The 24,041-nt window shown below is 59.9% G+C and carries 20 protein-coding genes; 13 read left to right on the top strand and 7 right to left on the bottom strand.

The annotated features are described in order from the left end of the window. Nucleotides 1-272 precede the first annotated feature (272 nt). The 3 genes from pgeF to lgt are packed head-to-tail and all read right to left on the bottom strand — an operon-like array spanning nucleotide 273 to nucleotide 2,994. On the bottom strand, nucleotides 273-1,028 hold the full coding sequence (gene pgeF / locus TRL7639_RS05555; protein WP_085794766.1) for a peptidoglycan editing factor PgeF: 756 nt from the start codon (nucleotides 1,026-1,028) through the stop codon (nucleotides 273-275). Then, a complete protein-coding gene (locus tag TRL7639_RS05560) occupies nucleotides 1,025-2,095 on the bottom strand; it encodes a class I SAM-dependent methyltransferase (RefSeq protein WP_085794767.1) in 1,071 nt (356 codons plus the stop codon). Before TRL7639_RS05560 ends, pgeF begins: the two co-directional genes overlap by 4 nt. Further along, nucleotides 2,092-2,994, bottom strand: coding sequence for a prolipoprotein diacylglyceryl transferase (gene lgt / locus TRL7639_RS05565; RefSeq protein ID WP_085794768.1), 903 nt, complete (start codon nucleotides 2,992-2,994; stop codon nucleotides 2,092-2,094). Before lgt ends, TRL7639_RS05560 begins: the two co-directional genes overlap by 4 nt. A 96-nt stretch (nucleotides 2,995-3,090) precedes the next feature. On the opposite strand from lgt, the gene TRL7639_RS05570 reads away from it, so the two are divergent. From TRL7639_RS05570 to TRL7639_RS05590, 5 genes are all read left to right on the top strand, one after another. Next, nucleotides 3,091-3,339, top strand: a complete 249-nt coding sequence (locus TRL7639_RS05570; protein ID WP_085794769.1) for an accessory factor UbiK family protein — start codon at nucleotides 3,091-3,093, stop codon at nucleotides 3,337-3,339. 335 nt (nucleotides 3,340-3,674) lie between these two features. Further along, entirely contained in the window at nucleotides 3,675-4,175 is a 501-nt protein-coding gene (locus TRL7639_RS05575) for a type III secretion system chaperone family protein (protein ID WP_085794770.1), read from the top strand. Between the two features lie 40 nt (nucleotides 4,176-4,215). Beyond that, nucleotides 4,216-5,031, top strand: a complete 816-nt coding sequence (gene proC / locus TRL7639_RS05580; RefSeq protein ID WP_085794771.1) for a pyrroline-5-carboxylate reductase — start codon at nucleotides 4,216-4,218, stop codon at nucleotides 5,029-5,031. Then, entirely contained in the window at nucleotides 5,024-5,362 is a 339-nt protein-coding gene (locus TRL7639_RS05585; protein WP_085794772.1) for a tRNA-binding protein, read from the top strand. Before proC ends, TRL7639_RS05585 begins: the two co-directional genes overlap by 8 nt. Beyond that, nucleotides 5,362-6,315 (top strand): 2-hydroxyacid dehydrogenase, encoded by a 954-nt coding sequence (locus TRL7639_RS05590; RefSeq protein WP_085794773.1) that lies wholly within the window; start codon nucleotides 5,362-5,364, stop codon nucleotides 6,313-6,315. Before TRL7639_RS05585 ends, TRL7639_RS05590 begins: the two co-directional genes overlap by 1 nt. Nucleotides 6,316-6,511: 196 nt before the next feature. On the opposite strand, the gene TRL7639_RS05595 is transcribed toward TRL7639_RS05590, so the two are convergent. Beyond that, the gene (locus TRL7639_RS05595) at nucleotides 6,512-7,096 is read right to left on the bottom strand and encodes a thymidine kinase (protein ID WP_085794774.1); all 585 of its coding nucleotides are present in this window, start codon (nucleotides 7,094-7,096) and stop codon (nucleotides 6,512-6,514) included. 376 nt (nucleotides 7,097-7,472) lie between these two features. Between TRL7639_RS05595 and TRL7639_RS05600 the strand changes: the two genes are divergently transcribed. Together TRL7639_RS05600 and arsH are read left to right on the top strand one after the other, a co-directional pair. Next, nucleotides 7,473-7,931: a hypothetical protein gene (locus TRL7639_RS05600; RefSeq protein WP_085794775.1), complete on the top strand. Its 459-nt coding sequence runs from the start codon at nucleotides 7,473-7,475 to the stop codon at nucleotides 7,929-7,931. A 4-nt stretch (nucleotides 7,932-7,935) separates the two neighbouring features. Beyond that, nucleotides 7,936-8,652, top strand: a complete 717-nt coding sequence (gene arsH, locus TRL7639_RS05605) for an arsenical resistance protein ArsH (RefSeq protein ID WP_268875831.1) — start codon at nucleotides 7,936-7,938, stop codon at nucleotides 8,650-8,652. A 260-nt stretch (nucleotides 8,653-8,912) separates the two neighbouring features. Here arsH and TRL7639_RS05610 read toward each other — a convergent pair whose 3' ends face one another. Continuing rightward, nucleotides 8,913-10,037, bottom strand: coding sequence for a beta-ketoacyl-ACP synthase III (locus TRL7639_RS05610; protein WP_085796264.1), 1,125 nt, complete (start codon nucleotides 10,035-10,037; stop codon nucleotides 8,913-8,915). A 168-nt stretch (nucleotides 10,038-10,205) separates the two neighbouring features. Here TRL7639_RS05610 and TRL7639_RS05615 point away from each other — a divergent pair, with 168 nt between their 5' ends. The 3 genes from TRL7639_RS05615 to TRL7639_RS05625 are packed head-to-tail and all read left to right on the top strand — an operon-like array spanning nucleotide 10,206 to nucleotide 14,761. Next, nucleotides 10,206-10,673: a MarR family winged helix-turn-helix transcriptional regulator gene (locus tag TRL7639_RS05615; RefSeq protein ID WP_085796265.1), complete on the top strand. Its 468-nt coding sequence runs from the start codon at nucleotides 10,206-10,208 to the stop codon at nucleotides 10,671-10,673. Beyond that, the gene (locus tag TRL7639_RS05620) at nucleotides 10,670-11,707 is read left to right on the top strand and encodes an efflux RND transporter periplasmic adaptor subunit (RefSeq protein ID WP_085794777.1); all 1,038 of its coding nucleotides are present in this window, start codon (nucleotides 10,670-10,672) and stop codon (nucleotides 11,705-11,707) included. The genes TRL7639_RS05615 and TRL7639_RS05620 overlap by 4 nt, the downstream gene beginning before the upstream one ends. 12 nt (nucleotides 11,708-11,719) lie before the next feature. After that, on the top strand, nucleotides 11,720-14,761 hold the full coding sequence (locus tag TRL7639_RS05625) for an efflux RND transporter permease subunit (protein ID WP_085794778.1): 3,042 nt from the start codon (nucleotides 11,720-11,722) through the stop codon (nucleotides 14,759-14,761). A gap of 115 nt (nucleotides 14,762-14,876) precedes the next feature. On the opposite strand, the gene TRL7639_RS05630 is transcribed toward TRL7639_RS05625, so the two are convergent. Together TRL7639_RS05630 and carB are read right to left on the bottom strand one after the other, a co-directional pair. After that, nucleotides 14,877-16,622, bottom strand: coding sequence for a tetratricopeptide repeat-containing sulfotransferase family protein (locus TRL7639_RS05630; RefSeq protein ID WP_165759761.1), 1,746 nt, complete (start codon nucleotides 16,620-16,622; stop codon nucleotides 14,877-14,879). Between the two features lie 130 nt (nucleotides 16,623-16,752). Continuing rightward, on the bottom strand, nucleotides 16,753-20,097 hold the full coding sequence (gene carB / locus TRL7639_RS05635; RefSeq protein WP_085794780.1) for a carbamoyl-phosphate synthase large subunit: 3,345 nt from the start codon (nucleotides 20,095-20,097) through the stop codon (nucleotides 16,753-16,755). 171 nt (nucleotides 20,098-20,268) lie between these two features. On the opposite strand from carB, the gene TRL7639_RS05640 reads away from it, so the two are divergent. The 3 genes from TRL7639_RS05640 to aspS all read left to right on the top strand — a co-directional run bounded on the left by TRL7639_RS05640 (nucleotide 20,269) and on the right by aspS (nucleotide 23,999). Next, complete coding sequence (locus tag TRL7639_RS05640) at nucleotides 20,269-21,402, top strand: aminodeoxychorismate synthase component I (RefSeq protein WP_235820263.1); 1,134 nt, start codon at nucleotides 20,269-20,271, stop codon at nucleotides 21,400-21,402. Then, entirely contained in the window at nucleotides 21,357-22,019 is a 663-nt protein-coding gene (locus TRL7639_RS05645; RefSeq protein WP_085796267.1) for an aminotransferase class IV family protein, read from the top strand. The genes TRL7639_RS05640 and TRL7639_RS05645 overlap by 46 nt, the downstream gene beginning before the upstream one ends. Before the next feature lie 195 nt (nucleotides 22,020-22,214). Beyond that, on the top strand, nucleotides 22,215-23,999 hold the full coding sequence (gene aspS, locus TRL7639_RS05650; RefSeq protein WP_085794781.1) for an aspartate--tRNA ligase: 1,785 nt from the start codon (nucleotides 22,215-22,217) through the stop codon (nucleotides 23,997-23,999). Nucleotides 24,000-24,041: the final 42 nt, after the last annotated feature.

Raw genomic sequence — 24,041 nt, forward strand, 5'->3', positions numbered from 1 at the left:
CCTGCCTTATGTCCGGGCCATTCGGTCCGTGTTTCGTTTTGCTGAACCTAATATCACGGTGCATTGCGGCAGGGATTTGGCTGTTCCGGGGAAAAATAGGGCAGCGAAAGAATTCATGGTTAACGAAAATTTAGTAAACATTTACCTTAGGTAAGACATTGAAAATGTGAATGAAAAATACGAATGGACGCGATTTGGCGTCATGGGGTGTAGGTGCTAAGATGACAATTGTGACCAAACTGGTGCAGATTTGGTCACAATCGGACTATGGCTTACAACCTTATGGTTGAAATCAGCCGTCCATAATCGGCTTCTTTGGCGTGCGTGGTGCGCCGGAACGAATAAAAGCGGTCAGGATCCGAATAAGTGCAGTGCCTTGTCCACTCTGCCTGCCGCACACCTGCCGAGCGGAGCCTGTGCAGCCCGTAGCCGGGAAGATCGAACAGCATCCGATCTCCTTCACCATTGGCGAAGAAGCGGCCATTGTCGGCATCTGAAACAAGAAATCGGTCGAGAAACTCGGGGCCAACCTCATAGGCGCGCTGGGAGATTGTCGGGCCAATGACAGCAACCGTGTTCGCCCGATTGGCTCCCAACGCCTCCATCGCGTCAAGCGTGGCCTCAAGCACCCCGTCAACGGCCCCCTTCCACCCGGCGTGGGCAGCGCCGATGACGCCGGCGTTTGGATCGGAAAACAGAACGGGCTGACAATCTGCCGTCAGAATCGACAGCACAACGCCCGGAGTTGCCGTGACCACACCGTCTGCTTTCGGGCGCTCGTCTGACACGCTGTGCGCGGTTACGACGTCCGCTGAATGAACTTGATGGATGCCCGCCATCCCATCCGGACCGACTCCCATCGCCTCGGCCACACGGGCCCGGTTGATGGCAACCGCCTCTGTCTGGTCGCTCGAGCCAGTTCCGCAGTTCAACCCGGCAAAGATGCCGGAGGATGCTCCGCCGCGACGGGTAAAAAAGCCGTGGCGCACGGGCGAGAGGAGATCCGAAGTCAGAATTTCCAGCGTCATGGTTCCAATCCTGGTGGAGGCATGCCTTGGGCGGGGAAGAGACCCAGCACTTTGAACAGGTTTCCCATTTCTTCGGGATGCGTCAACCGCCGATGCGCATGGATCAGGTTCTCAAGCCGGGGACCGCTCAACCCCTTGGCCAGGGCCTGTGCGCGGGTCGTGATGCCAAGACGTTCCAAAAACACGCCTTGTGGGGCAAGTCGGCTGTGTTTGCATCCCGCGTGGGCGGCGGCATTGGCCAAAACCTCAAAATCGACATGCGCCGTCAGATCGGCGTGTCCCGGCGTAGCGAGCGGGTCGACCGGGGCGTGATTCTTCAGGGCTTGCAGCGTGTCCCCAAGGGAACGCCAATCGCCATAGTCGATCAGTAGGGCGGCGCCACCATGTCGGGCGATGCGCGCGCTGATGTCCTGTATGATCCGTGGCGCGGCCTCGCAGGATTCGACCAGATCGCCGTCCTTGGTATCGGTTAGCCGGTGGGTCAGCGCAGGTTGCGCCGCTTGTGTCCCAAGGCCGAAGATCAACTCTTGCGTCTCTGACGTGCCAACCAAACGTTCCGACCACCCTGTGGCAGACCGGACGAATTGTCGGATCGGCAAGGCGTCAAAAAACTCGTTGGCGACCAGGAACAGGGGCTGGTCATCCAGTTTCGAAGTGTCGGTGATCCATTTCGGGGCGTAAGCGCCCAGAGTTTGGGACTGCACCCCGCGTAGACGCGAGGAGGCCTCGACCAGAACGATCTGGGCCGCCTCATGAAACCCAGGAACCCCGATCGTGGCCCGCAGAATATCGGCCATCAACGTACCTCGTCCCGGTCCCAGTTCGGCCAAAATAAAGGGGGCAGGGCGATTTTGATCCAACCAACATTGCGCCAGCGACAGACCCACCAACTCGCCAAACATCTGGCTGATTTCGGGGGCGGTTGTGAAATCCCCCTCGGCCCCGAAGGGCTCGTGCGCCACGTAATACCCGTGCTCGGGATGCAGCAGGCAGTCTTGCATGTAGTCTGCAATCGTCATTGGGCCCGAATGGGCAATACGTTCCTGCAGCAGGGGTTTTAGTGTCATAGCGCGGGCACCTGCCGGGCCCGCGATTTTGCCGAAAAGATGAGCCACAGCCCAAGCGCAAGCATCGGCAGGCACAGGATTTGGCCCATCGTCAGACCATAGCCACCCACATGCCAGGCCAGCCCCAAGGGGTTGCCGGGCGAGATGAACTGCGCGTCCGGTTGGCGCACGAACTCGACCAGGAAACGAGCCAGGCCATAGCCGCTCAGGAACATGCCCACGACGAAACCGGGCATTTTGAACGCGCCGCGGCGATAGACCAACCACAGCAGGACGACGCCCAGGATCAGCCCCTCCATCGCGGCCTCATAGAGTTGCGAGGGGTGGCGGGCGCACAGGCCCACCACGTCGGGGCAGTTCTGTGCGGCAGGACCGGGAAAGACAAAAGCCCACGGCACGTCGCTGGGACGGCCCCACAACTCGGCATTGATAAAGTTCGACAGCCGCCCCAACAGCAGCCCCGGCGGCACCGCATGGGCCACCAGATCGGCCAGGCTGAGCTTGGGGATGTTGTGGCGCAGCGCATAGATCCAGCTGGCAATGACCACACCCAGCAAGCCGCCATGAAACGACATGCCGCCCTGCCAGACCATCAGAATCTCGGCCGGGTTCGCCAGGTAATAGGCTGGCTGATAGAACAGGACAAATCCAAGGCGCCCACCCAGAATGACGCCCAGGATGATCCAGGTCAGCAGATCCTCCAGCTGTTGGGCGGTCAGTGGTGGGGTGTCTCCGGGCCACAGACCGGGACGCCTCAGTGCTGCAATCCCAAGCCGCCAGGCAATCAGGATGCCTGCGATATAGGCCAGTGCATACCAGCGCAGGGCGAAATCGAACCCGAAAAGCGAGATCGAAAACAGTTCGGGGGAAAAGTCGGGAAAAGTCAGTACTGCCTGCATGTGCGTCTCAATGCCTGTGCCTTGGGGGGCAAGTCAACCTTGTGGCCGCCCGCGTTGTTGCCCATATAGGGGGCAACTTCGACACGGAGAAGACAGATGCAGACCCGCAACAAGATGCTCGACGACATTTCGCAACTGATGACCAACGCCATGGGCGTGGCGCAAGGGGCGAAAGACGAAGCTGAAACCGCTATGAAATCGCTTTTGGATCGTTGGTTGGCCGATCGCGACCTGGTCACCCGCGAAGAGTTCGACGCGGTTCGGGCCATGGCCCAAAAAGCACGCGAAGAAAACGAGGCCCTGTCGGCCCGCATTGCAGCGCTTGAGGCCAAGCTGGGCAACTGATCCGGCTGCGCCTGTCGATCAGGCGCGCATGTCCCCGAAATTTGCCGAAAAACACCCTGTCGCGAGAGCCGCCATGGCTGTCGCGTTGGGCGGTATCTTGCCACGAATTGTAACATTCGCAAGAAAAAGCTGACAAAACCGTCGATATTTTGGGCGTCGTGTCGAGTTGCCCACAACTTATTGGCTTTATCCCCAAAAATAGGGGTTGTCAGAGTCTCACCTACACCGCACCATATCTAGTAGAGGTACGGGGGATCGCCCCGGCTTCTAGAGCAGACACCTAGCATTGGGGGCGCTGCCAGCCCCAAACAGCTAGAGATGAGTGAGGTGGCACCATGGCACTTTCCGAGCAGTATCTGGAAGAAGACATTCACCCGATCGACATTGTCGAGCATCTGGCCGAGCACCATGATTGGGAATTCGACCGCATCGGCGACGATCAGATCGCAATGGCGGTCGAAGGCCAATGGCGCACATATTCCATCACTCTGGCCTGGTCCGGCTATGATGAAACCCTGCGGATGGTCTGCACGTTCGAGATGGAGCCGCCCGAAGAGGCGCTGCCGCAGCTTTATGAGCTGCTCAATGCGATGAATGACCAATGCTGGGCCGGTGGGTTCACCTATTGGGCGGCGCAGCAGTTGATGGTCTATAAATACGGTTTGGTACTGGCAGGCGGTCAGGTGGCGAGCCCCGAGCAGATCGACACGATGATCAACGCGGCCGTTCTGAGCGCCGAGCGGTACTACCCTGCAATCCAGTTGATGGTTTACGGTGGTCGTTCCCCGTCCGAGGCGATGCAGGTCGCCATTGCAGAGGCCTATGGCCGGGCGTAAAGCTGTGCCCTGAACCGATATCAGGCGAGGGGCACTTTTTATGGATATGTCTTATGTGGCGGACCGGGGGCTTGTGCTTCTGGGCTGCGGCAAAATGGGCTCGGCAATGTTGGCGGGTTGGCTCGACGGGGGCTTGCCCGCGACGTCCGTCTGGGTGATCGACCCCTATCCGTCCGACTGGGTCAAGGCGCAGGGCGTGCATGTGAATGCACAACTGCCTGCTACCCCGGCCATCGTGCTGATCGCCGTCAAACCGCAGATGATGGGCGAGGCACTGCCGTCCATGCAGGCCATGGGCAATGGTGAGACGCTGTTTGTCTCTGTCGCTGCGGGGACGACCATTGGCACATTCGAAGAGGTCCTGGGGGCGCAAACCCCGATCGTTCGGGCGATGCCAAACACGCCTGCAGCCGTGGCGCGTGGGATAACGGCGATAATCGGCAACTCCAATGTGTCGGGGGCTCAGCTGGATCTGGCCGAAGGGCTGCTGGCGGCAGTTGGTCAGACCGTGCGTCTGGACAACGAGGCGCAGATGGACGCTGTCACCGGCGTCAGCGGTTCGGGCCCGGCCTATGTATTCCACTTGATCGAAACGCTTGCAGCGGCGGGTGTGGCGCAGGGCCTGCCCGAGGATATGGCGATGCAACTGGCCAAGGCGACCGTAGCCGGGGCCGGGGCATTGGCCGAGGCGGCTGAAGACAGCCCCAGCCAGCTGCGGGTGAACGTGACCTCGCCCAACGGGACAACGCAGGCGGCGCTAGAAGTTTTGATGAGTGAGAGCGACGGTTTCCCGGCTTTGCTGGACCGCGCCGTGGCGGCTGCAACCAACCGATCGAAGGAGCTGTCGGGTGGCTGAGATCAGTTTTGACGACTTCCTGAAGGTGGATATCCGCGTGGGCGAGGTGATCCGGGCCGAAGATTACCCCGAGGCGCGAAAGCCAGCGATCAAGATGTGGATCGATTTCGGCGGTGAAATCGGCGAGCGCAAGACCTCGGCCCAGGTGACGGCGCATTACGACCCTGCCAGTCTTGTGGGCAAGCAGGTGATGGCGGTGGTGAATTTTCCCCCGCGCCAGATCGGCAAGTTCATGTCCGAGGTGCTGGTGCTGGGACTGCCCGATGAAAAGGGCGAGATCGTGCTGATCGGGCCGGACGGCAAAGTGCCGCTTGGCGGGCGGATGCACTGATGAAGCTCTGGATTACGCGCCCTATGACGGCCGAAGTGGACGCGCGCGCTCGGGCCGAGTTCGATGTGGAGATTCGTGAAAACACCCTGCCTCTGACAGCCCAAGAGATGCAGCGCGCATTGACCGAGTTCGATGTAGTGGTGCCTACCCTTGGCGATCTGTTCTCAGCCGAGATCTTTGCCAACGCGCCCAAGCCCCGCTGCAAGCTGCTGGCCAACTTTGGCGTGGGCTACAATCACATCGACATTACTGCAGCGCAGGGGGCGGGGATTGAGGTCACCAACACGCCCGGCGCGGTGACCGATGCGACAGCGGATGTGGCCATGACCCTTTTGCTGATGACGGCACGGCGTGCGGGCGAAGGCGAAAGATTGGTCCGTTCCGGCGCGTGGCAGGGGTGGCACCCGACGCAGATGCTGGGCCAGCACGCGACCGGCAAGAGGGTCGGCATTGTTGGTATGGGGCGGATAGGCCAGGCCATCGCGCAGCGCTGTCACTTTGGCTTTGGCATGGACGTGGCTTACGTGGCGCGCACCGAAAAGATGCTGGAGTTTCCGGCCACGCGCGCGGAGAGCCTGCAGAGCCTGGCTGCTGAGGTCGACTTTCTAGTGCTTGCCGTCCCTGGAGGCGCCGAGACGCGACACCTTGTGGGGCCCGATGTTCTGCGGGCCATGAAGCCATCCGCGATCTTGATCAACATCGCGCGGGGCGAAGTGGTGGATCAAGCGGCGCTGATTGCCGCTCTGGAAAGCAGTGATATCGCGGGGGCCGGTTTGGACGTCTATGAATTCGAACCCAACGTACCCGAGCAGCTGATCCGGATGGAGAACGTCACCCTCTTGCCACATCTGGGCACGGCGACTGAAGAGGTGCGGTCAAATATGGGCCACATGGCGCTGGACAACGTGGCCGCGTTTTGGGCCGGGCAGGCGCTCCCGAACCCTGTGGCGTGACCAGGGGGCTCCCGCCTGCGGGAAGACGCATCAAAGATGCGCCACCCGCAGTTGGGCCGGGCCTGGGCCTTTCGGCCCAGGCGGTTCCGCTTGGGGCAGGTGTTTGCATCGTAGATCCCTAGGGGCCTAACCCTCGGATGCCTACTGTGTCGTCGGCCTGGCTTCTGCCTGCTTACAGCAAGAGAGTGGGCTGACATCAGCGAAAGTCCCCGACCGCTTCGCGCCAGTGTTTGCGACAGAGGGAGACATAGGTCTCGTTACCGCCGATCTGCACCTGATCACCATCCAGCAGGGCGTTCCCGGCTTCATCCTGTCGAATCACCATTGTGGCTTTGCGCCCGCATTTGCAGATGGTGCGCACTTCGCGCATCTCGTCAGCCAGGGCCAAAAGCGTGGCAGAGCCGGGGAAGAGCTTGCCCTGGAAATCAACCCGCAAGCCGTAGCACAGGATTGGCACCTTGAGATCATCAACCGCGCGTGCCAATTGCCAGACTTGGCTCTCGCTCAGGAATTGGGCCTCGTCGATGAACACGCAAGCCACAGCCCCCTGGGTAAGGCGCCCTTTGATCATGGCAAAGACGTCATCCCTGGGTCCAAAGACATCTGCGTCCTCGCAGATCCCGATACGAGAGGCGATGCGACCGACACCAGAGCGGCCATCAAGCGCAGCCGTCATCAGGTAGGTGTCCATCCCGCGCTCGCGGTAGTTGTGGGAGGCCTGCAGCAAAACGGTCGATTTGCCGGCGTTCATGGTCGAGTAGTTGAAGTAGAGCTTTGCCATGTCCCATCGTCTAAGGGGGCGTCCTTCAAGGGGCAAGATGACAACGGGTCGTTGCGGGTAATTTCTATCACAAGGTGCCACCGCCGGAGGCGGGACGGTCCGCAGGTCTGAGCCTGCTGGGGATGGACGACACGCGTTGTTCCGGTGATGACACCTGTGCATCGCAGAGCGATGGCAACCCAGATGCCGGAAAAGGAATCTTGGCACCCACTCGTTACCGGCTGAAAAATCCGCCGTTCACTCACTCACAAAATCCCAGAAAACCTGAGGGATAGCCAAGATATGACATTTGGACTAGAACTCATGAATGGGAAATATTTCGGGCCTTTCCCCTAAGCACGGGAGGGGAGGCGCGATGGTTTGGGAAAGGGTGCATATGGCCGATATCGGGGCGTACCTCAAGAAGCACACCGAGGCCTTGGTCAAGGACGTGGGAATCGAAGCAGCTTGTGAGTTGACGGGGAAGTCAAAAGCAACTCTGGGCAGATACTATTCAGAAAACGCGGAACACTCGGACCGGTTCATGCCGGTGGATTCCGTGGCGCGGCTTGAGGCGGCGTCGTCTTATCCGCATGTTACCTCGGCTTTGGCAGAGCTGCGCAATATCACCCTGTCTTATGACGACCGCCATCCCAATCACGACCGCGAAGGCGGGGTGAATTCTGATGTTATCGCTCTGAGCCAGCGATTTGCCATGTTGATGAGCGAGTATCAGGTCTCGATCGAGGATGGCATCATCACCGTGAACGAGGCCAAGCGTCTGTTGCGTGAAACCGTGGCGCTGCAACAGGTCTTGATCGACATGAAACTACATCTGGAACAAGAAAGCGCCTGACATCGTGGACTTGAGCGATCTTCCTGAAATCGTGCCCGGCGCGTTGCATCCTGTTGCGCCCGAGGGGTTGGTGGCGGAGGGCGACGACGGCCATCCGCCACGCATTTTGCTGCTCTATGGCTCGTTGCGAGACGTCAGCTATTCTCGCAAGACGGTCGAGGAATCCGCACGTATTCTGCGCGCTTTGGGATGCGAGACGCGGATTTTTGACCCCTCTGGCCTGCCGCTCCCTGATGATGCGGAGGCCGATCACCCCAAGGTGGCGGAATTGCGGGACTTGGCCGTTTGGTCCGAAGGCATGGTCTGGTCCTCGCCGGAACGGCATGGAGCCATGACCGGCATCATGAAATTGCAGATCGACTGGCTGCCCTTGTCTCTCAAGGGGGGGATCCGCACGACACAAGGCAAAACGCTTGCAGTTATGCAGGTCTCAGGCGGGTCGCAGTCGTTCAACGCGGTCAACCAGATGCGAATCCTGGGACGTTGGATGCGGATGGTGACGATCCCGAACCAAAGCTCGATCCCCAAGGCCTGGCTGGAGTTCGCTGAAGGTGACCGATTGCCCGATGGCTCGTTTTATCGGCGCCTTGTGGACGTGATGGAGGAACTGGTGAAGTTCACCTACATGTGCCGCGGTCGCAAGGATTATCTGGTGGATCGCTATTCCGAGCGGGTGGAAAGCGTCGAGCAGGTTCACGCACGGGTGTCGGTGAAAGGCTGAGCCGGACTGGCTGTTATTGAATTGTGCGCGCCTGCGGCGCGCGCATTTTTGTTTTGCATGATCGCAACGGAACTCACCAAAGCAGCAACTGCTTGGTCCCCGTCCTTGCATGATCCTTGCCTGCCAGACTGGGATCCACCCTGCAAGCACAATGGCCGTCTCCACGGCTGCGCCGCGGAGCCTCGGCAATTCTGCTTGCAGCGCGCGCCCCAGCCAGACCGTTCAGGCTCAAGCGAGGACGGCTCTGAAGCAGCAGCAGTTTAGGCGTGGCGGCGCAGGATGACGGAGCCGACAGAGTAGCCTGCGCCAAAGGAGCAGATCAGGCCAACGTCGCCTTCGGCCAAATCGTCAGAGTTTTGTGAGAACGCAATGATCGAGCCGGCCGATGAAGTGTTGGCGTAATCCTGCAGGATGTTGGGTTGCTCGCCCTCTTCGGGGGTGCGGCCAAGGACTTTTTTGCCGATGAAGTCGTTCATCGTTTTATTGGCCTGGTGAAGCCAGATGCGTTTGAGGTCGGTGTTGACCACACCGTTGTCGCCCATGTGCTCGGTGATGTGCTGCGAGACCATAGGCAGCACCTCTTTGAACACTTTGCGGCCGTTTTGCATGAATTGCATGTCGCGGCGGTCTTTCACGCCATCGGGGCGCGAGCGGCGCAGGAAGCCGTTGTTGTTTCGGATGTTGTTGGAAAACTGCGTGGCGCAGCGGGTCGACAGGATTTCAAAGTGGGGCCCTTTGGCATCCTCGATACGTTCGATCAGCGTGGCGGTGGCCACATCGCCAAAGATAAAGTGGCAGTCGCGGTCGCGCCATTCCAGGTGGGCCGAGCAGATCTCGGGGTTGACCACAAGAGCCGATCGGATGGAGCCGGACCGCACCATGTCGGCGGCGGCCTGAATGCCAAAGGTCGCCGAAGAGCAGGCGACGTTCATGTCAAAGGCAAAGCCTTCGATCCCAAGTGCCTGCTGGATTTCTATGGCCACGGCCGGATAAGCGCGTTCCAGGTTCGAGGCTGCGCAGATCACTGCATCGACATCCGCAGCTGTCTTTCCTGCCTGCTCCAGCGCCTTTTTCGCGGCGTCCACGGCCATTTCAGTCATGATGCCCGGCTCATCGTCGGACCGCTGCCGCAGGAGTGGGTGCATCACATCCGGATCCAGCACACCGGTCTTGTCCATCACGAACCGACGCTCGATGCCCGAGGCTTTGACTATGAACTCTTCGGACGAATGGTCCATCGGCTCCATCTCTCCGGCGGCGATGGCGTCGGCGTTCTGGGCGTTCATCTTGTCGGCGTAGGCGTTGAACGCCTCGACCAGTTCGGCGTTGGTGATGACGTGCTCGGGCGTAAAGACGCCGGTCCCGGTGATGGCGGGTGTGTACATTGCAGACTCCTGAAAACTGCCGGATTTGCCCAAAATGCGTGCATAATGTGCCATGATCAAGGGGAGGTGACCCTGCGGCACCCAGTGTTGGGGTTTGAAATTTACCTTCGGCTCTTGAATGTTTCGAAATCCGAAGTATATCGCGCGAAAATCTATGGGACAGAAATGATGGCAGACGACGAACCCTTTGTCCTGGATGGGCTCAGCCCCGAGATCCAGGCGATGATGGGGGTCTATGCGCTTTATTGGAAAGTTGATGAGAGCATTGACGCCATTCGGCCGGATCTGACACGGCAGGAAAGCCACATGCTCATCAAGCTGGATCGGCCCAAGCGGATGGGCGTTCTGGCCTGCGACATGATGATGGCTCCGTCCAGCCTGACCGCATCAGCGGACGCGCTGGAGCAGGCAGGTCACATCACCCGGCAACGCGACCCCGAAGATCGGCGCGCCTGGCTGTTGGTGTTGACCGAGCAGGGCGAAGCCGCCCGCAACGATCTGGTAACCAAGGCAGGAGAGCTGTTTCGCCATGCTTCTGGCTTGAACACTCAAGAGACAGAGGTCTTCGCCGAATTGGCGCGCAAGATCCGTGATAACATCCTGAAAACAGGTATTCCCGAAGGACTGAAGAAATGAAACTCCTCCAGACATTTGCCGTTGGCATGGGCCTTTTCGCCTTGCCACTGGCCGCGCAAGAGACGCCCAAGCCCGTCAAACTGATGCAGGTGTCCGAAACGGCCCCTGGATTTTCCCGTCAGTTTTATGGGCAGGTTGCCGCGCGCCAGACCGTTGATCTGGCATTTCAGGTCGCGGGTCAAATCGTCGACTTCCCGGTGACCGAAGGCAATGTCGTCCCCAAGGGGAGCCTGATCGCGCAGCTGGATCAAGAACCGTTTGAGCTGCAACTCAACCGTGCGCGTCTGCAAAAGGAACAGGCGGATCGGACCGTCGCGCGCCTCAGCCGTTTGAAAGGCACGACCGTCAGTCAGGTGTCGCTGGATGACGCCGGGACAAATGCGGCCCTGGCTGCCATTGCGTTGCGCGATGCGGAATATGCCTTGGAACACGCCACTTTGAACGCGCCGTTCGACGCGCTGGTGTCGCGCCGCAGTGTCGCGGCCTTTACCACTGTTTCGACCGGTACACCCATCGTCCGCATTCACGACATGTCCGAATTGCGGATCGAGGTCGATGTGCCCGAGATCCTGTTCCAGCGTGCGGGTCAGCAGGATGATGTGACCATCACTGCCAAGTTCCCGTTCAGTGACCAGGTATTTCCGCTGGAGATTCGCGAATTTGACGCCGAGACATCCAGCGTTGGCCAGACGTTTCGCATCAATTTTGGTCTGACCCCGCCCGAGGGGCGCCAGATCCTGCCGGGCTCGTCGGTGACGGTTTCGGTTCAGGTCAAGGATGGGCGCACTGGTATCGTGATCCCGCCGACCGCAGTTGTCACAACGCCCGAAGGGGGCATCGGCGTCATGGTGTTCGACCCCGTTGGGGGCGATGAAGGGTCCGTGACCTGGACCCAGGTCGAAATTGAACCCACCGTCAGCGGTGATGTGCGCGTGTCCAACGGTCTGTCGGATGGCGAGGAGATCGTGGTCACAGGCGGCAATTCCCTGACCGATGGGCAATCTGTGCGCCGGTTCACCGGCTTTGCGAACTAAGGATCGGGACAGATGAAAATCGCACGCGCGTCTATCGAAAAGCCGCTTTATACGTGGCTGATCATCCTGATCTCGCTGTTGGGGGGGATCTGGGGGTTCTCGTCATTGGGTCGTCTCGAAGATCCGGCCTTTACCATCAAACAGGCGGTCATCGCCACGCAATACCCCGGCGCCACGGCCGAACAGGTGGCGTTGGAGGTGTCCGAGCCACTGGAATCCGCGATCCAGAAAATGGGTGAAGTGGACAAGATCACATCTGTCAACCAGCCGGGAAGCTCGCTGATCGAGGTCGAGATCAAGTCGACCTATGATGGAACAGAGCTGCCCGAGATCTGGACCAAACTGCGCGCCCGTGTCCGGGATGCGGCGCGGCAATTGCCGCAAGGCGTGAGCCAGCCTTATGTGAACGACGCTTTCGGTGATGTGTTCGGCCTGTTCTATGCGGTGACAGCAGACGGCTATACGGATGCAGAAAAGCACGAATTGGCGACATTCCTGCGGCGCGAGTTGCTGACGGTTGACGGTGTTGCTGACGTCGAGGTCGCGGGCCTGCCTGCCGAGGCGATTTTTGTCGAACCTGACCTGGCGCTGTCGGTGAACCAGAACGTGCCCCTCAACGCGATTGCCAACGCGATTGCCACGTCAGATTCGGTCAAGGATTCCGGTATCGTCCGCTCGGACACAGGCAAGACCCGCATCCTGGCCGCCGAAGGGTCGGACACCGTGTCGGCCATTGCCGGGCTGTCGGTGGGCACCCAAGGCAAGGTCATCAACCTTTTCGACATGGCCAACGTCTATCGGGGGCGCCAGACCGACCCCGAGCTGATCGTGCGGTTTGACGGGTCCGAGGCCTTTACCTTGGGCGTTGCGGGCCTTGCCACTGAAAACATCGTCGAAGTGGGCAAACGCGTGGATGCCAAGATGGCCGAGCTGGACGCCGACATCCCCTATGGGGTCGAGGTCCTGCCGATCTATCAACAGCATGTTGTAGTCGAAGAGGCCTCCAACAACTTTCTGGTGAACCTGGCGATGTCCGTTGCCATCGTGGTTGCGGTGCTTGCCATATTCATGGGTTGGCGCGCGGCCATCGTAGTGGGCTCGACCCTGTTGCTGACGGTTGTCGGCACGCTGCTGTTCATGGCGATCTTCTCGATCGAGATGGAGCGGATTTCGCTGGGGGCGCTGATCATCGCCATGGGGATGCTGGTCGACAACGCCATTGTTGTGGCCGAAGGGATGCAGATCGCCATGCAACGAGGCAAGACCTCGCACGATGCGGCTGATGACGCTGCGGGCAAGACGCAGATCCCGCTGCTTGGGGCCACGGTGATTGGCATCATGGCCTTTGCGGGGATCGGGCTCAGCCCCGATGCGACGGGCGAGTTCTTGTTTTCTCTCTTTGCGGTGATCGGCATTTCACTGCTGCTGAGCTGGGTGCTGGCGCTGACGGTGACGCCGCTTTTGGGGCACTACTTCTTCAAACAGGGCTCTGGGGATGACGTCGACGCTTATGGCGGGCTGATCTTTCGGGCGTATGGGGCAACCTTGCGTGCGGCGCTGAAACTACGCTGGCTGGTCATTCCGGGGCTGGTGGCGATTACGGCGGCCTGTTTCATGGGGTTCGGCCTGATGAAGCAGCAGTTCTTCCCGAACTCGAACACGCCGCTGTTCTTTGTTCACTACAAGCTGCCGCAAGGCACGCCAATTGACCTGACCTCGGACCATCTGGGCGAGGTCGAGGAATGGCTGGCAGAGCGGGACGATGTGGTGTCTGTGGCCACCTTTGTGGGGCAGGGGGCAACGCGCTTCATGCTGACCTATTCGGCGGAAAAACCGAACCCCAGCTATGGCCACATGATCATCCGCACCGAGACGCTGGATGACATTCCGGCGCTGCAAGCCGACCTTGAGGCATTCGGCACGGCCAAATTCCCCGAGGGCGAGTTTCGCACCAAACGCCTGGTCTTTGGCCCCGGCGGCGGCGACCCGATCCAGGCGCGGTTCTCGGGCAGCGACCCGCAAGTGCTGCGGGAACTGGCGGCCGAGGCCAGCACGCGGATGGCGGCGGCCTCGGACAACCTGATCGGCATCCGTACGGATTGGCGTGAACAGGAACTGGCGTTGCGACCGATCTATGCCACGGACCGTGCCCAGACCGCAGGGGTCACCCGCGATGACATCGCCGACATGCTGCTGTTTTCAACCGATGGCTCTCAGGGGGGTGTGTTCCGCGAACGTGAACGTCTGATTCCCATAATCGTCCGCCGCCCCGCGGATGGCGACTACAGCATCGTTGACCAGGTGGTTTACTCCACGCAGGCCGAGAAATTCGTGCCGGTCGAACAGATGGTCGATGGCTTTCGCTACGAGGTCGAGAACACTCTGGTCCATCGCCGCGACAGGGTGCCGACCATCACCGTCGGTGCTGACATCCCACCCGATCTGACAGCGGCCCAGGTCCATGCCGAAGTGCGCGAAACGATTGAGGCGATGGAACTGCCGCCGGGTTACAAGCTGGAATGGGGTGGCGAGTTCGAAAGCTCGCGTGATGCGCAGGAAAGCCTGGCGGGGCAACTGCCGCTCAGCCTGATCATCATGGTGCTGATCTCGGTCCTGCTGTTCAACGCGATCCGTCAACCGGTGATCATCTGGCTGTTGGTGCCAATGTCGGTCAATGGTGTTGTGATCGGACTGCTTGGGACGGGCCTGCCGTTCACCTTCACCGCGCTTTTGGGGCTGCTCAGCCTCTCGGGCATGCTGATCAAGAACGGCATCGTGCTGGTCGAGGAGATCGACCTGGTCCGCGCCGAGGGCAAACCGCTGCGTGAGGCGATTGTCGAGGCGTCGGTCTCGCGTTTGCGCCCTGTGATGCTGGCCGCCGTGACCACCATTCTGGGCATGGCCCCGCTGCTGACGGACGCCTTCTTTGTCTCGATGGCGGTGACGATCATGGGCGGGCTTGCGTTTGCCACCATCCTGACGCTGATCGCAGCACCGGTGTTCTATCTGGTGTTCTTTGCCAAGGATGAGCGGCGCGAAATGGCTGCGTCATGATTAGGAAGGCCCTCCGCTAGCGCGGAGGGCTAACCGTTAGGCACTTGGTCATTTAGGTGTCCATCACGTCTGAAACAGTCTTGAAGCAAAAGATGATGACATCACTGACCTCGACTCAGACAGCAGCCAATTCCGGCCAGAGTTTGGGGTCAAGACCATCAAGGAAAGGTTTCAGCAGATCTTCCTTGCCTGGCCACTTTCCAACTGATCGACTGTGCACGGGTTGGCGCAGTTGGTACGCTGTCAATGTTCTTACCGTGTTTGCGCTTGTTTCGGGATGCGCCATTGCATCCAACCAGGTCACATCACATAAATCTGCCAACCTTTTGCTGACAGATACGGGGTCAGAGACCACGTCTTCGTAGTGCACAACATGGATCTCGTCGGGATACAGGCGCTGCCACATTTGCATCATCTCTGCGTACAAATTGAAGCGATGCGCCATATCTGAAAAATCATAGGTATAGGCCAACGCCCCATCCGCGAAACGAGCGCGCCACATCGACAAAGCGGTGTCGCGTGGGTCTCTTTTGACGTGTATGATACGGCAGTCGGGATACGCGGTCTTTAGAAAGCCGATCATGCGATGGTTCTCGGGCATCTTGTCGGTATAGAACCTGCTGCCTTTGGCCTCTTCTGACAACTCAGCTTGGTCACGTCTGACAAATTCGTCGGTCGCCGTTTTGTCGAAGACAAGATTGCCGTCAATAACTGGATACAATAAATCGCAACTGTCTCTTTCACCCAATGGGGATATGTCGGGATGGTTGCCCAAAATCGTTTCGATCAGCGTCGTGCCTGAACGAGGTAGGCCAAGGATGAAGATCGGGCAGGGGCCCTTGTGGTTCTCACTTTGCTCAGAGGGTTTTACATCGGCATACCGACCCATGATCTTGTCATTGACTGTCTGTTCGGATTTGCGCGAGTAGGGGGTGAGCTTTGCCATTTCACGATTGGCTGCCGAGAGGTAAGACTGTGCTGCTGCGTTGTCGCCCTTTTGCTCGGCAATAGCCGTGAGTGCAAACCCAAGAATGGCCCGATTTCGACCCTTTGCACTTTTGAAAAGGCTCGCCACAGAAGGCTCCAGGCCTGCGTTCTCTTCGGTGGTCTGAAGTTTTGCCAGTTGATCAATCGTTTCCGGTTCACCGGGATTGAGAGTCAGTGCCCGGCGATACCCTTGGATGGCTTCGCTGCGAAACCCGGCTCCCAGCAATAGATTTGCCTGTTGCATGATGGCGCGCGGATAGTCTGGAGCAATGCTCACGGCCTGCTCTGCGGTCTGCAATGCAGCATCGTGTTCGCCACGCTCAGCGTTCAGCATACTCAGCCTGATCCAAAGTTCGGGGTCGTTGGGCACTTTCGCAATTGCGTGCATGACATCTTCAGCAGCTTCTTTCAGGCGATTGCCTGCTTCAAATATGTCAGCGCGAAGCAAATAACCCTGCACATCATCGGGTTGCAGTTGCAAAAAGTGCGTTGCTGCCTCGGACGCCGCGTCAAGTTGGCGTTCGGAAAATTTGGCCAAGGCCGTGAGTTTTGCAATTGCAGGATCATCGGGTAAGGCTGCAGATGCGCGGCGCAACACGCTAACAACCTGTTTTGCTTGACCAAGTTTTATCAGGACGGTGGCATACGCCTTTGCCGCATCATGAAAGTCGGGGTCAAGTTTCAACGCTTTTTGGAAATTTGGTATAGCCTCTCTTTGTTTTCCTGCTGCGCATTGAGCAAGAGCGGAGATATGAAAAAGGGCAGGATGCTGACCATATCGGCGTATGGCCGCCTTTGCTTGAGCAAGCGCCTTTTTGGACTTTCCCTGACTCACCATGCTGAACAAGCGGTTCAGTTCATTCTGCAGGGACATGGCGGCTCCTTTGGCTGACTGCTTTGAACCTGCCTGCGAGCAATGCGCTTGACAAGGTGCGTCTGGGCCATTGGGAGTTCGAAAAAAAAGCCCCGGCAATCTCTTGTCGGGGCTTGTGGTCAGACCGGGGTCAGCCTTGCAAGCTTTTAACCTCGACATCGCCCTCGGCCTGCGCCTTGATCGCCAGGGCGGCGGCGTTGGAGCCAGCAGCCGTGGTGAAATAGGGGATCTTGTCATAGAGGGCGACCGAGCGGATGCCCTTGCTGTCCTCGACCGCCTGCGCGCCTTCGGTGGTGTTCATCAGCAGGTGCACCTGACCGTCTTTGAGCATGTCGACCACGTCCGGGCGACCCTCATAGACCTTGTTGACGGTGTCACAGGGCACGCCCTGTTCCGCCAGCCAGCTTTGGGTGCCGCGGGTTGCGACCAGCGTAAAGCCCTGCGCCACCAGCACCTGCGCCGCCTCAAGCATCAGCGCGCCCTTGTCGGCGTCCTTGATCGAGATGAACGCGCGACCTTCGGATGGTAGCACCATGCCAGCGCCCATCTGCGCCTTGAGGAAAGCGCGCGGGAAATCGCGGTCCCAACCCATGACCTCACCGGTTGAGCGCATTTCCGGGCCCAGGATGGTGTCGACACCGGGGAAGCGGGCAAAAGGCATCACAGCCTCTTTGACCGAGAACCACGGCATGTTGGGGTCGGCCAGCGTCATCTGGTCGGCAATCTTGGTGTCCTGACCTTCCTTGTACGGCGGGCGCTTGGGGAAGTTCGAAAGCTTCTCACCTGCCATCACACGCGCAGCAATGGATGCAATCGCACTGTCGGTGGCTTTGGCCACAAACGGCACGGTGCGCGAGGCGCGGGGGTTGACCTCGATCAGGTAGATCTCATCGTCCTTGATCGCGAACTGCACGTTCATCAGGCCCACAACGTTGAGCGCCTTGGCCAGTTTGAATGCTTGCTCTTCGATTTCTGCGATGATCTCTTTCGACAGAGAGTAGGGCGGCAGCGAGCAGGCGCTATCGCCCGAGTGCACGCCGGCCTCTTCGATGTGCTGCATGATGCCCGCGACATGCACGTCGGTGCCGTCACAGATCGCATCCACATCCAATTCAACCGCGCCCGCCAGATAGCTGTCGAGCAGAACCGGGCTGTCACCTGACACAACAACCGCCTCGGCGATGTAACGTTCCAGCTGACCCATATCGCGCACAATCTCCATCGCGCGGCCACCCAGCACGTAAGACGGGCGGATCACCAGCGGGAAACCGATGTCTTCGGCAATTTCCAGCGCCTGCGCGTCGGTCGAGGCGATGCCGTTCTTGGGCTGCTTCAGGCCCAGTTCGTTGACCAGCGCCTGGAACCGCTCGCGATCTTCGGCCAGGTCGATGGCGTCGGGCGAGGTGCCCAGGATCGGGATGCCCTCGGCCTCCAAAGCGTTGGCGAGCTTCAGCGGAGTCTGACCACCGTACTGAACGACGACACCGTGAAGCGTGCCGTTCTGCTTCTCGGTGGTCAGAATCTCCATCACATGTTCGAACGTCAGCGGTTCAAAATACAGGCGGTCCGAGGTGTCATAGTCGGTCGACACCGTCTCGGGGTTGCAGTTGACCATGATGGTCTCATACCCGGCCTCGGTCAGCGCGAAACAGGCGTGACAGCAGCAGTAATCGAACTCGATGCCTTGACCGATCCGGTTTGGACCGCCGCCCAGGATGACGACCTTTTTGCGGTCCGAGGGCCGCGCTTCGCACTCGACTTCACCCATCATGGGCGCTTCATAGGTCGAATACATGTAGGGCGTTTGCGCTTCGAACTCGGCCGCGCAGGTGTCGATGCGCTTGAACACGGCAGTGACGCCCAGGTTGTGGCGGGCGCGGCGCACGTTGTCCTCGTCCCGGCCGGTCAGCTCACCCAGGCGGGCATCGGTGAAGCCCAGCATTTTCAGCGCGCGGATGCCCTCAGCCGTCACCGGCAGACCGTTCTTGCGCAGGTCACGCTCGGCATCGACGATCTCGCGGATGCGGGCCAGGAACCAGGGGTCGAACATGGTGACGCCGTGGATTTCGTCGTCGCTCAACCCGTGACGCATCGCCTGGGCAATGGTGCGCAGGCGGTCGGGGGTTTGCTGGCTGATCGCCTTGATGACGGACGCCTTATCGTCGGCCTCGTCCCAGACACCGACGGTCAGGCCCGGAATTTCGATTTCGTTGAACCCGGTCAGGCCCGATTCCATCGAGGCCAGCGCCTTTTGCATCGATTCGTGGATGGTCCGGCCAATCGACATCGCCTCACCCACCGATTTCATCGCGGTGGTCAGGTAGGGTTCCGAGCCGGGGAACTTCTCAAAGGCGAATTTCGGGATCTTGGTGACGACATAGTCGATGGTCGGCTCAAACGACGCGGGCGTCACTTTGGTGATGTCATTGTCCAGCTCATCCAGCGTGTAGCCGACGGCCAGTTTCGCCGCGATCTTGGCGATCGGGAAACCGGTCGCCTTGGACGCCAGAGCGGACGAGCGCGACACGCGCGGGTTCATCTCGATCACGACCATGCGGCCGTCGGCGGGGTTCACGGCCCACTGCACGTTTGACCCGCCGGTCTCGACGCCGATCTCACGCAGAACGTTGATCGAGTGGGTGCGCATGATCTGGAACTCTTTGTCCGTCAGGGTCAGCGCAGGGGCCACGGTGATCGAGTCACCGGTGTGCACGCCCATCGGATCCACGTTTTCGATCGAGCAGACGATGATGGCATTGTCGGCAGTGTCGCGCACCACCTCCATCTCGTATTCTTTCCATCCCAGCAGGCTTTCGTCGACCAGGATCTGGTTCACTGGCGAGGCATCCATGCCCGAGCGGCAGAAGTGGATGTAATCGTCGCGGTTATAAGCCACGCCGCCGCCTGTGCCGCCCAGGGTAAAGGCGGGGCGGATGATTGCGGGTAGGCCAATCTCATCGAGCGCCTCCAGCGCGATCCGCACACCTTCGTCCAGATCAGCGGTGCCGTTGTCTTTCTTGGGGGCGGTGACGATTGTGGCTTTGGGGTTTTCGATGCCTAAGCGGTCCATCGCTTCGCGGAACAGCTTGCGGTCTTCGGCCATTTCGATGGCGTCGCGCTTGGCGCCGATCATCTCGACATTGAACTTGTCGAGCACGCCCATCTCTTCGAGTGCCAGCGAGGTGTTCAGGCCGGTCTGACCACCCATCGTCGGCAGCAGCGCGTCGGGGCGCTCTTTCTCGATGATCTTTGCGACAACCTCGGGCGTGATCGGCTCGATGTATGTGGCGTCGGCCAGACCCGGATCGGTCATGATGGTCGCCGGGTTCGAGTTCACCAGGATGACCCGATAGCCTTCTTCGCGCAGCGCCTTACAGGCCTGAGCACCCGAGTAGTCAAATTCACAGGCCTGACCAATAACAATGGGTCCCGCCCCAATGATCATGATCGACTGGATGTCGGTTCTCTTCGGCATGGCCTGGTTCCTTTGATTGTCCGCGAGTCAGGGCACCGCCCAAGCGCCCAAATTGTCCTGCGTTATAGGCACCGCGCGAAAAGGTGCAAGGGCCTTCGCAATATGACCGCTATTCGCCGCATTCCCCCCTTTTCGTCGGCTCTGAATTGAGTATACGGCAAGCCTGCCGAAATGGGGTCGAAATTGCAGATACGCTTTGATCAGGGGCCAGCGGGGCCCGGCACAACCTTCGCTGAACCTGTCTATGTGGTTCGGGCGGACGAGGCGTGCCATGTGCCTGAAGCTTTGCACGAAATCGACGCGGCACAAAAGAACGGCGCGTGGGTGGCGGGCTATGCCAGTTACGAGCTGGGATATGCACTGGAGCCGAAACTGGCAGAACGGATGCCCAAGGGTCGCAAGCTGCCGCTGATCTGTATGGGCGTTTATGGCGCGCCGGTTCAGCGACCTTTGGCCGCTGCTGGAGGAGGGTTCACGGCGTTCCAACCCCGTTGGGACGAGGCGCGATATGGTCGGGCCTTTGCCAAGGTGCATGACGCCATAGGGGCAGGGGACATCTATCAGGCCAACCTGACCTTTCCCATCGACGCCGAGGTCGACGGGACATCCGAGCAGCTTTATGCGGCCTTGTCCGAGCGTCAGATGGTGGGGCATGGCGCGCTTGTTCGGCAAGAGGGGCTGCCCGACATCCTTAGCCGCTCGCCCGAACTGTTCTTTCGCACCGACGCCGCCGGTTCGATCGAAACGCGTCCTATGAAGGGCACGCAGCCACGCAGCGCCGACCCGGTCGAAGATGCGCGGCGCAAGGCGTTCCTGTCCCAGGACGAAAAGAACCGGGCCGAGAACCTGATGATCGTGGATCTGCTGCGCAACGACATCAGCCGCGTGGCACGGCCCGGCTCGGTTGGTGTGCCCGAGCTGTTCAAGGTCGAAACCTATGCCACCGTGCATCAGATGGTCTCGCTGGTGCGGGCCAAACTGAACCCGGACGCCGGGCTTGCCGACATTTTGCGCGCGCTCTTTCCTTGCGGGTCCATCACCGGCGCGCCCAAGATCCGCGCGATGGAGATCCTGTCGGATCTCGAACCCTGGCCGCGCGACATCTATTGCGGCACCATCGGCTGGGCTGCGCCCGATAGCCGGTCCGAATTCAACGTGGCTATCCGCACGTTGATGGTTGAGGGGGCAAAGGCCACACTCAATGTGGGTGGCGGCGTCGTCTGGGACAGCACCGCCCCGTCGGAATATGAGGAGGCCCTATGGAAAGCCCGCTTTGCAAGCCAGTTGAGCCTGACTTCCGCCTGATCGAAACCTTTCGGATCGATCCCGAAACTGGCGCACACGACCTGTCGCGACATCTGCGCCGCATGGAGCGTTCAGCCCAGGCATTCGAAATCGACTTTGATCGGCGCGCGACCGAAGCGGAGATACGCAGGATAAAGGCGCCAGAGGTCTTGCGAGCCCGTCTGACGTTGGACGTTGCGGGAAGCTCTGAAATCACTATGGCCCCCCTCGAGCCTAGGTCTGGACCGTGGATCGTTCAAATCGCAGACCACCGCCTCAACTCCGATGACGTTTGGCTGCAACATAAAACCACCCGCCGTATGCTCTATGATCAAACTCGCGCCAATCTGCCAACAGGCGTGGATGAACTTTTATTCCTGAACGAACGCGACGAGTTGTGCGAAGGCACGATCACCAACCTCTTCGTCAAACTGCAGGCGGGGCCAAAGGTGACACCCCCGTTAAGCAGCGGATGCTTGCCCGGCATTTTGCGTCAAAGGCTTTTGGAAAAGAACCGGGTGATCGAGCAGGTTGTGACACTCAAGGACCTGCGACACGCCCAATGGATTACCGTCGGGAATTCCCTGCGCGGGGAAATTGGGGTCACCTATCAGGGACCGCGCTGGCCCTTGATCTAATCCCCCGTTCTTCCTCTTGCTCCAAATATCCCAGGGGTGAATTGGCCGCAGGCCAAGAGGGGGCAGCGCCCCCAAGCCGGGTTTTTTCAAAAAATCCGCCACCGCGCCCCCGCCAAGGTCACTCTCCCTTGACTTCTGTGTGCTGGCGCGGTGTATCGGCGCGACGCTATTTTACGCCCCCAAGGGATATCCGACATGCATGCCTATCGCTCGCACAGCTGTGCCGACCTGAACAAATCCAACGTTGGTGAGACCGTCCGTCTGTCGGGCTGGGTGCACCGCGTGCGCGATCACGGCGGGCTGCTCTTCATCGACCTTCGCGACCACTACGGCATGACACAGGTCATGGCCGACCCCGACAGCCCCGTCTTTGCGCAGATCGAGAAGGTCCGCTCTGAATGGTGCATCCGCATCGACGGCGAGGTGAAGGCCCGCGACGAGAGCCTGATCAACCCCAAGATCTCGACCGGCGAGATCGAGGTCTTTATTCGCGACATTGAAGTTCTGGGTGCCGCCGACGAGCTGCCGTTGATGGTGTTCGGCGATCAGGAGTACCCCGAAGAAACCCGCCTGCGCTATCGCTACCTCGACCTGCGTCGCGAGAAGATGCAAAACAGCATGACCTTGCGCTCGGACGTGGTCGCATCGATGCGCCGCCGGATGTGGGATCAGAACTTCCGCGAATTCCAGACGCCGATCATCACCGCATCTTCGCCTGAGGGCGCGCGCGACTTCCTGGTGCCGTCGCGCCTGCATCCGGGTAAGTTCTATGCCCTGCCGCAGGCCCCGCAGCAGTTCAAACAGCTGATCATGGTCTCGGGCTTTGACAAGTATTTCCAGATCGCGCCCTGCTTCCGCGACGAAGATCCGCGGGCCGACCGTTCGCCGACCGACTTCTACCAGCTTGACCTGGAGATGTCGTTTGTCACGCAGCAGGACGTGTTCGACACCATCTCACCGGTGCTGGCGGGCGTGTTCGAAGAGTTCGGCGGCGGCAAAAAAGTCGACGCGCCGCAGGACTGGCCGCAGATCCCTTATGCCGAAGCGGCAATGAAATACGGCTCGGACAAGCCCGACCTGCGCAACCCGATTGAAATGCAGGACTGCTCGGAACATTTCCGTGGTTCCGGCTTTGCCATCTTTGCCAAGCTGCTGGAGCAGGACGGCACGCAAATCCGTGCGATCCCGGCGCCCACGGGCGGCAGCCGCAAATTCTGTGACCGCATGAACAAATTTGCCCAGGGCGAAGGCCTGCCGGGCATGGGATATATCTTCTGGCGCGATCAGGGCGAAGGTATGGAGGCTGCGGGTCCGCTGGCCAAGAACATTGGCCCCGAGCGCACTGAGGCGATCCGCCAACAGCTGGGTCTGGATGTGGGCGACGCGGCCTTCTTTCTGGGTGGCAAGCCCAAAGCGTTCGAAAAGGTTGCTGGCAAAGCGCGTGACGTCATCGGTGAGGAACTGGGCCTGACCGACAAGGACCGGTTTGCCTTTGCCTGGATCGTCGATTTCCCGATCTACGAGCAGGACGAGGAAAGCGGTGCCATCGATTTCGAACACAACCCCTTCTCGATGCCCCAAGGCGGGATGGACGCGCTGAACGGCGACCCGCTTGCCGTTAAGGGCTATCAGTACGACCTGGCCTGCAACGGGTACGAGCTGGTGTCCGGCGCGATCCGGAACCACAAGCCCGAGATCATGCTCAAAGCGTTCGAGCTGGCCGGATACGGCGCGGATGAAGTCAAGAGCCGCTTTGGTGCGCTGTTCAACGCGTTCCACTATGGCGCCCCGCCGCACGGTGGCTGTGCTGCTGGTATCGACCGCATCGTCATGCTTCTGGCGGATGAGGCCAACATCCGCGAAGTGATGATGTTCCCGATGAACCAGCGCGCCGAAGACCTGATGATGGACGCGCCGTCCGATCCGACATCGGATCAGCTGATGGAACTGGGCTTACGGGTCATTCCTCAGGATCAATAAGTCTGATCATGTGAAATCAAGGCGACCTGTCCGATGGGCAGG

Source organism: Falsiruegeria litorea R37, from assembly GCF_900172225.1.
Classification (GTDB): Bacteria; Pseudomonadota; Alphaproteobacteria; order Rhodobacterales; family Rhodobacteraceae; genus Falsiruegeria; species Falsiruegeria litorea.

Coding starts and splice junctions, on each gene's coding strand:
- TRL7639_RS05595 (WP_085794774.1), bottom strand. CDS start 7,096: ATGGCAAAGCTCTACTTCAACTACTCGACCATGAACGCCGGCAAATCG.
- pgeF (WP_085794766.1), bottom strand. CDS start 1,028: ATGACGCTGGAAATTCTGACTTCGGATCTCCTCTCGCCCGTGCGCCAC.
- carB (WP_085794780.1), bottom strand. CDS start 20,097: ATGCCGAAGAGAACCGACATCCAGTCGATCATGATCATTGGGGCGGGA.
- TRL7639_RS05640 (WP_235820263.1), top strand. CDS start 20,269: ATGGGGTCGAAATTGCAGATACGCTTTGATCAGGGGCCAGCGGGGCCC.
- TRL7639_RS05575 (WP_085794770.1), top strand. CDS start 3,675: ATGGCACTTTCCGAGCAGTATCTGGAAGAAGACATTCACCCGATCGAC.
- lgt (WP_085794768.1), bottom strand. CDS start 2,994: ATGCAGGCAGTACTGACTTTTCCCGACTTTTCCCCCGAACTGTTTTCG.
- TRL7639_RS05570 (WP_085794769.1), top strand. CDS start 3,091: ATGCAGACCCGCAACAAGATGCTCGACGACATTTCGCAACTGATGACC.
- TRL7639_RS05600 (WP_085794775.1), top strand. CDS start 7,473: ATGGCCGATATCGGGGCGTACCTCAAGAAGCACACCGAGGCCTTGGTC.
- TRL7639_RS05625 (WP_085794778.1), top strand. CDS start 11,720: ATGAAAATCGCACGCGCGTCTATCGAAAAGCCGCTTTATACGTGGCTG.
- TRL7639_RS05615 (WP_085796265.1), top strand. CDS start 10,206: ATGGCAGACGACGAACCCTTTGTCCTGGATGGGCTCAGCCCCGAGATC.
- aspS (WP_085794781.1), top strand. CDS start 22,215: ATGCATGCCTATCGCTCGCACAGCTGTGCCGACCTGAACAAATCCAAC.
- proC (WP_085794771.1), top strand. CDS start 4,216: ATGGATATGTCTTATGTGGCGGACCGGGGGCTTGTGCTTCTGGGCTGC.
- TRL7639_RS05590 (WP_085794773.1), top strand. CDS start 5,362: ATGAAGCTCTGGATTACGCGCCCTATGACGGCCGAAGTGGACGCGCGC.
- TRL7639_RS05610 (WP_085796264.1), bottom strand. CDS start 10,037: ATGTACACACCCGCCATCACCGGGACCGGCGTCTTTACGCCCGAGCAC.
- TRL7639_RS05560 (WP_085794767.1), bottom strand. CDS start 2,095: ATGACACTAAAACCCCTGCTGCAGGAACGTATTGCCCATTCGGGCCCA.
- TRL7639_RS05620 (WP_085794777.1), top strand. CDS start 10,670: ATGAAACTCCTCCAGACATTTGCCGTTGGCATGGGCCTTTTCGCCTTG.
- TRL7639_RS05630 (WP_165759761.1), bottom strand. CDS start 16,622: ATGTCCCTGCAGAATGAACTGAACCGCTTGTTCAGCATGGTGAGTCAG.
- TRL7639_RS05645 (WP_085796267.1), top strand. CDS start 21,357: ATGGAAAGCCCGCTTTGCAAGCCAGTTGAGCCTGACTTCCGCCTGATC.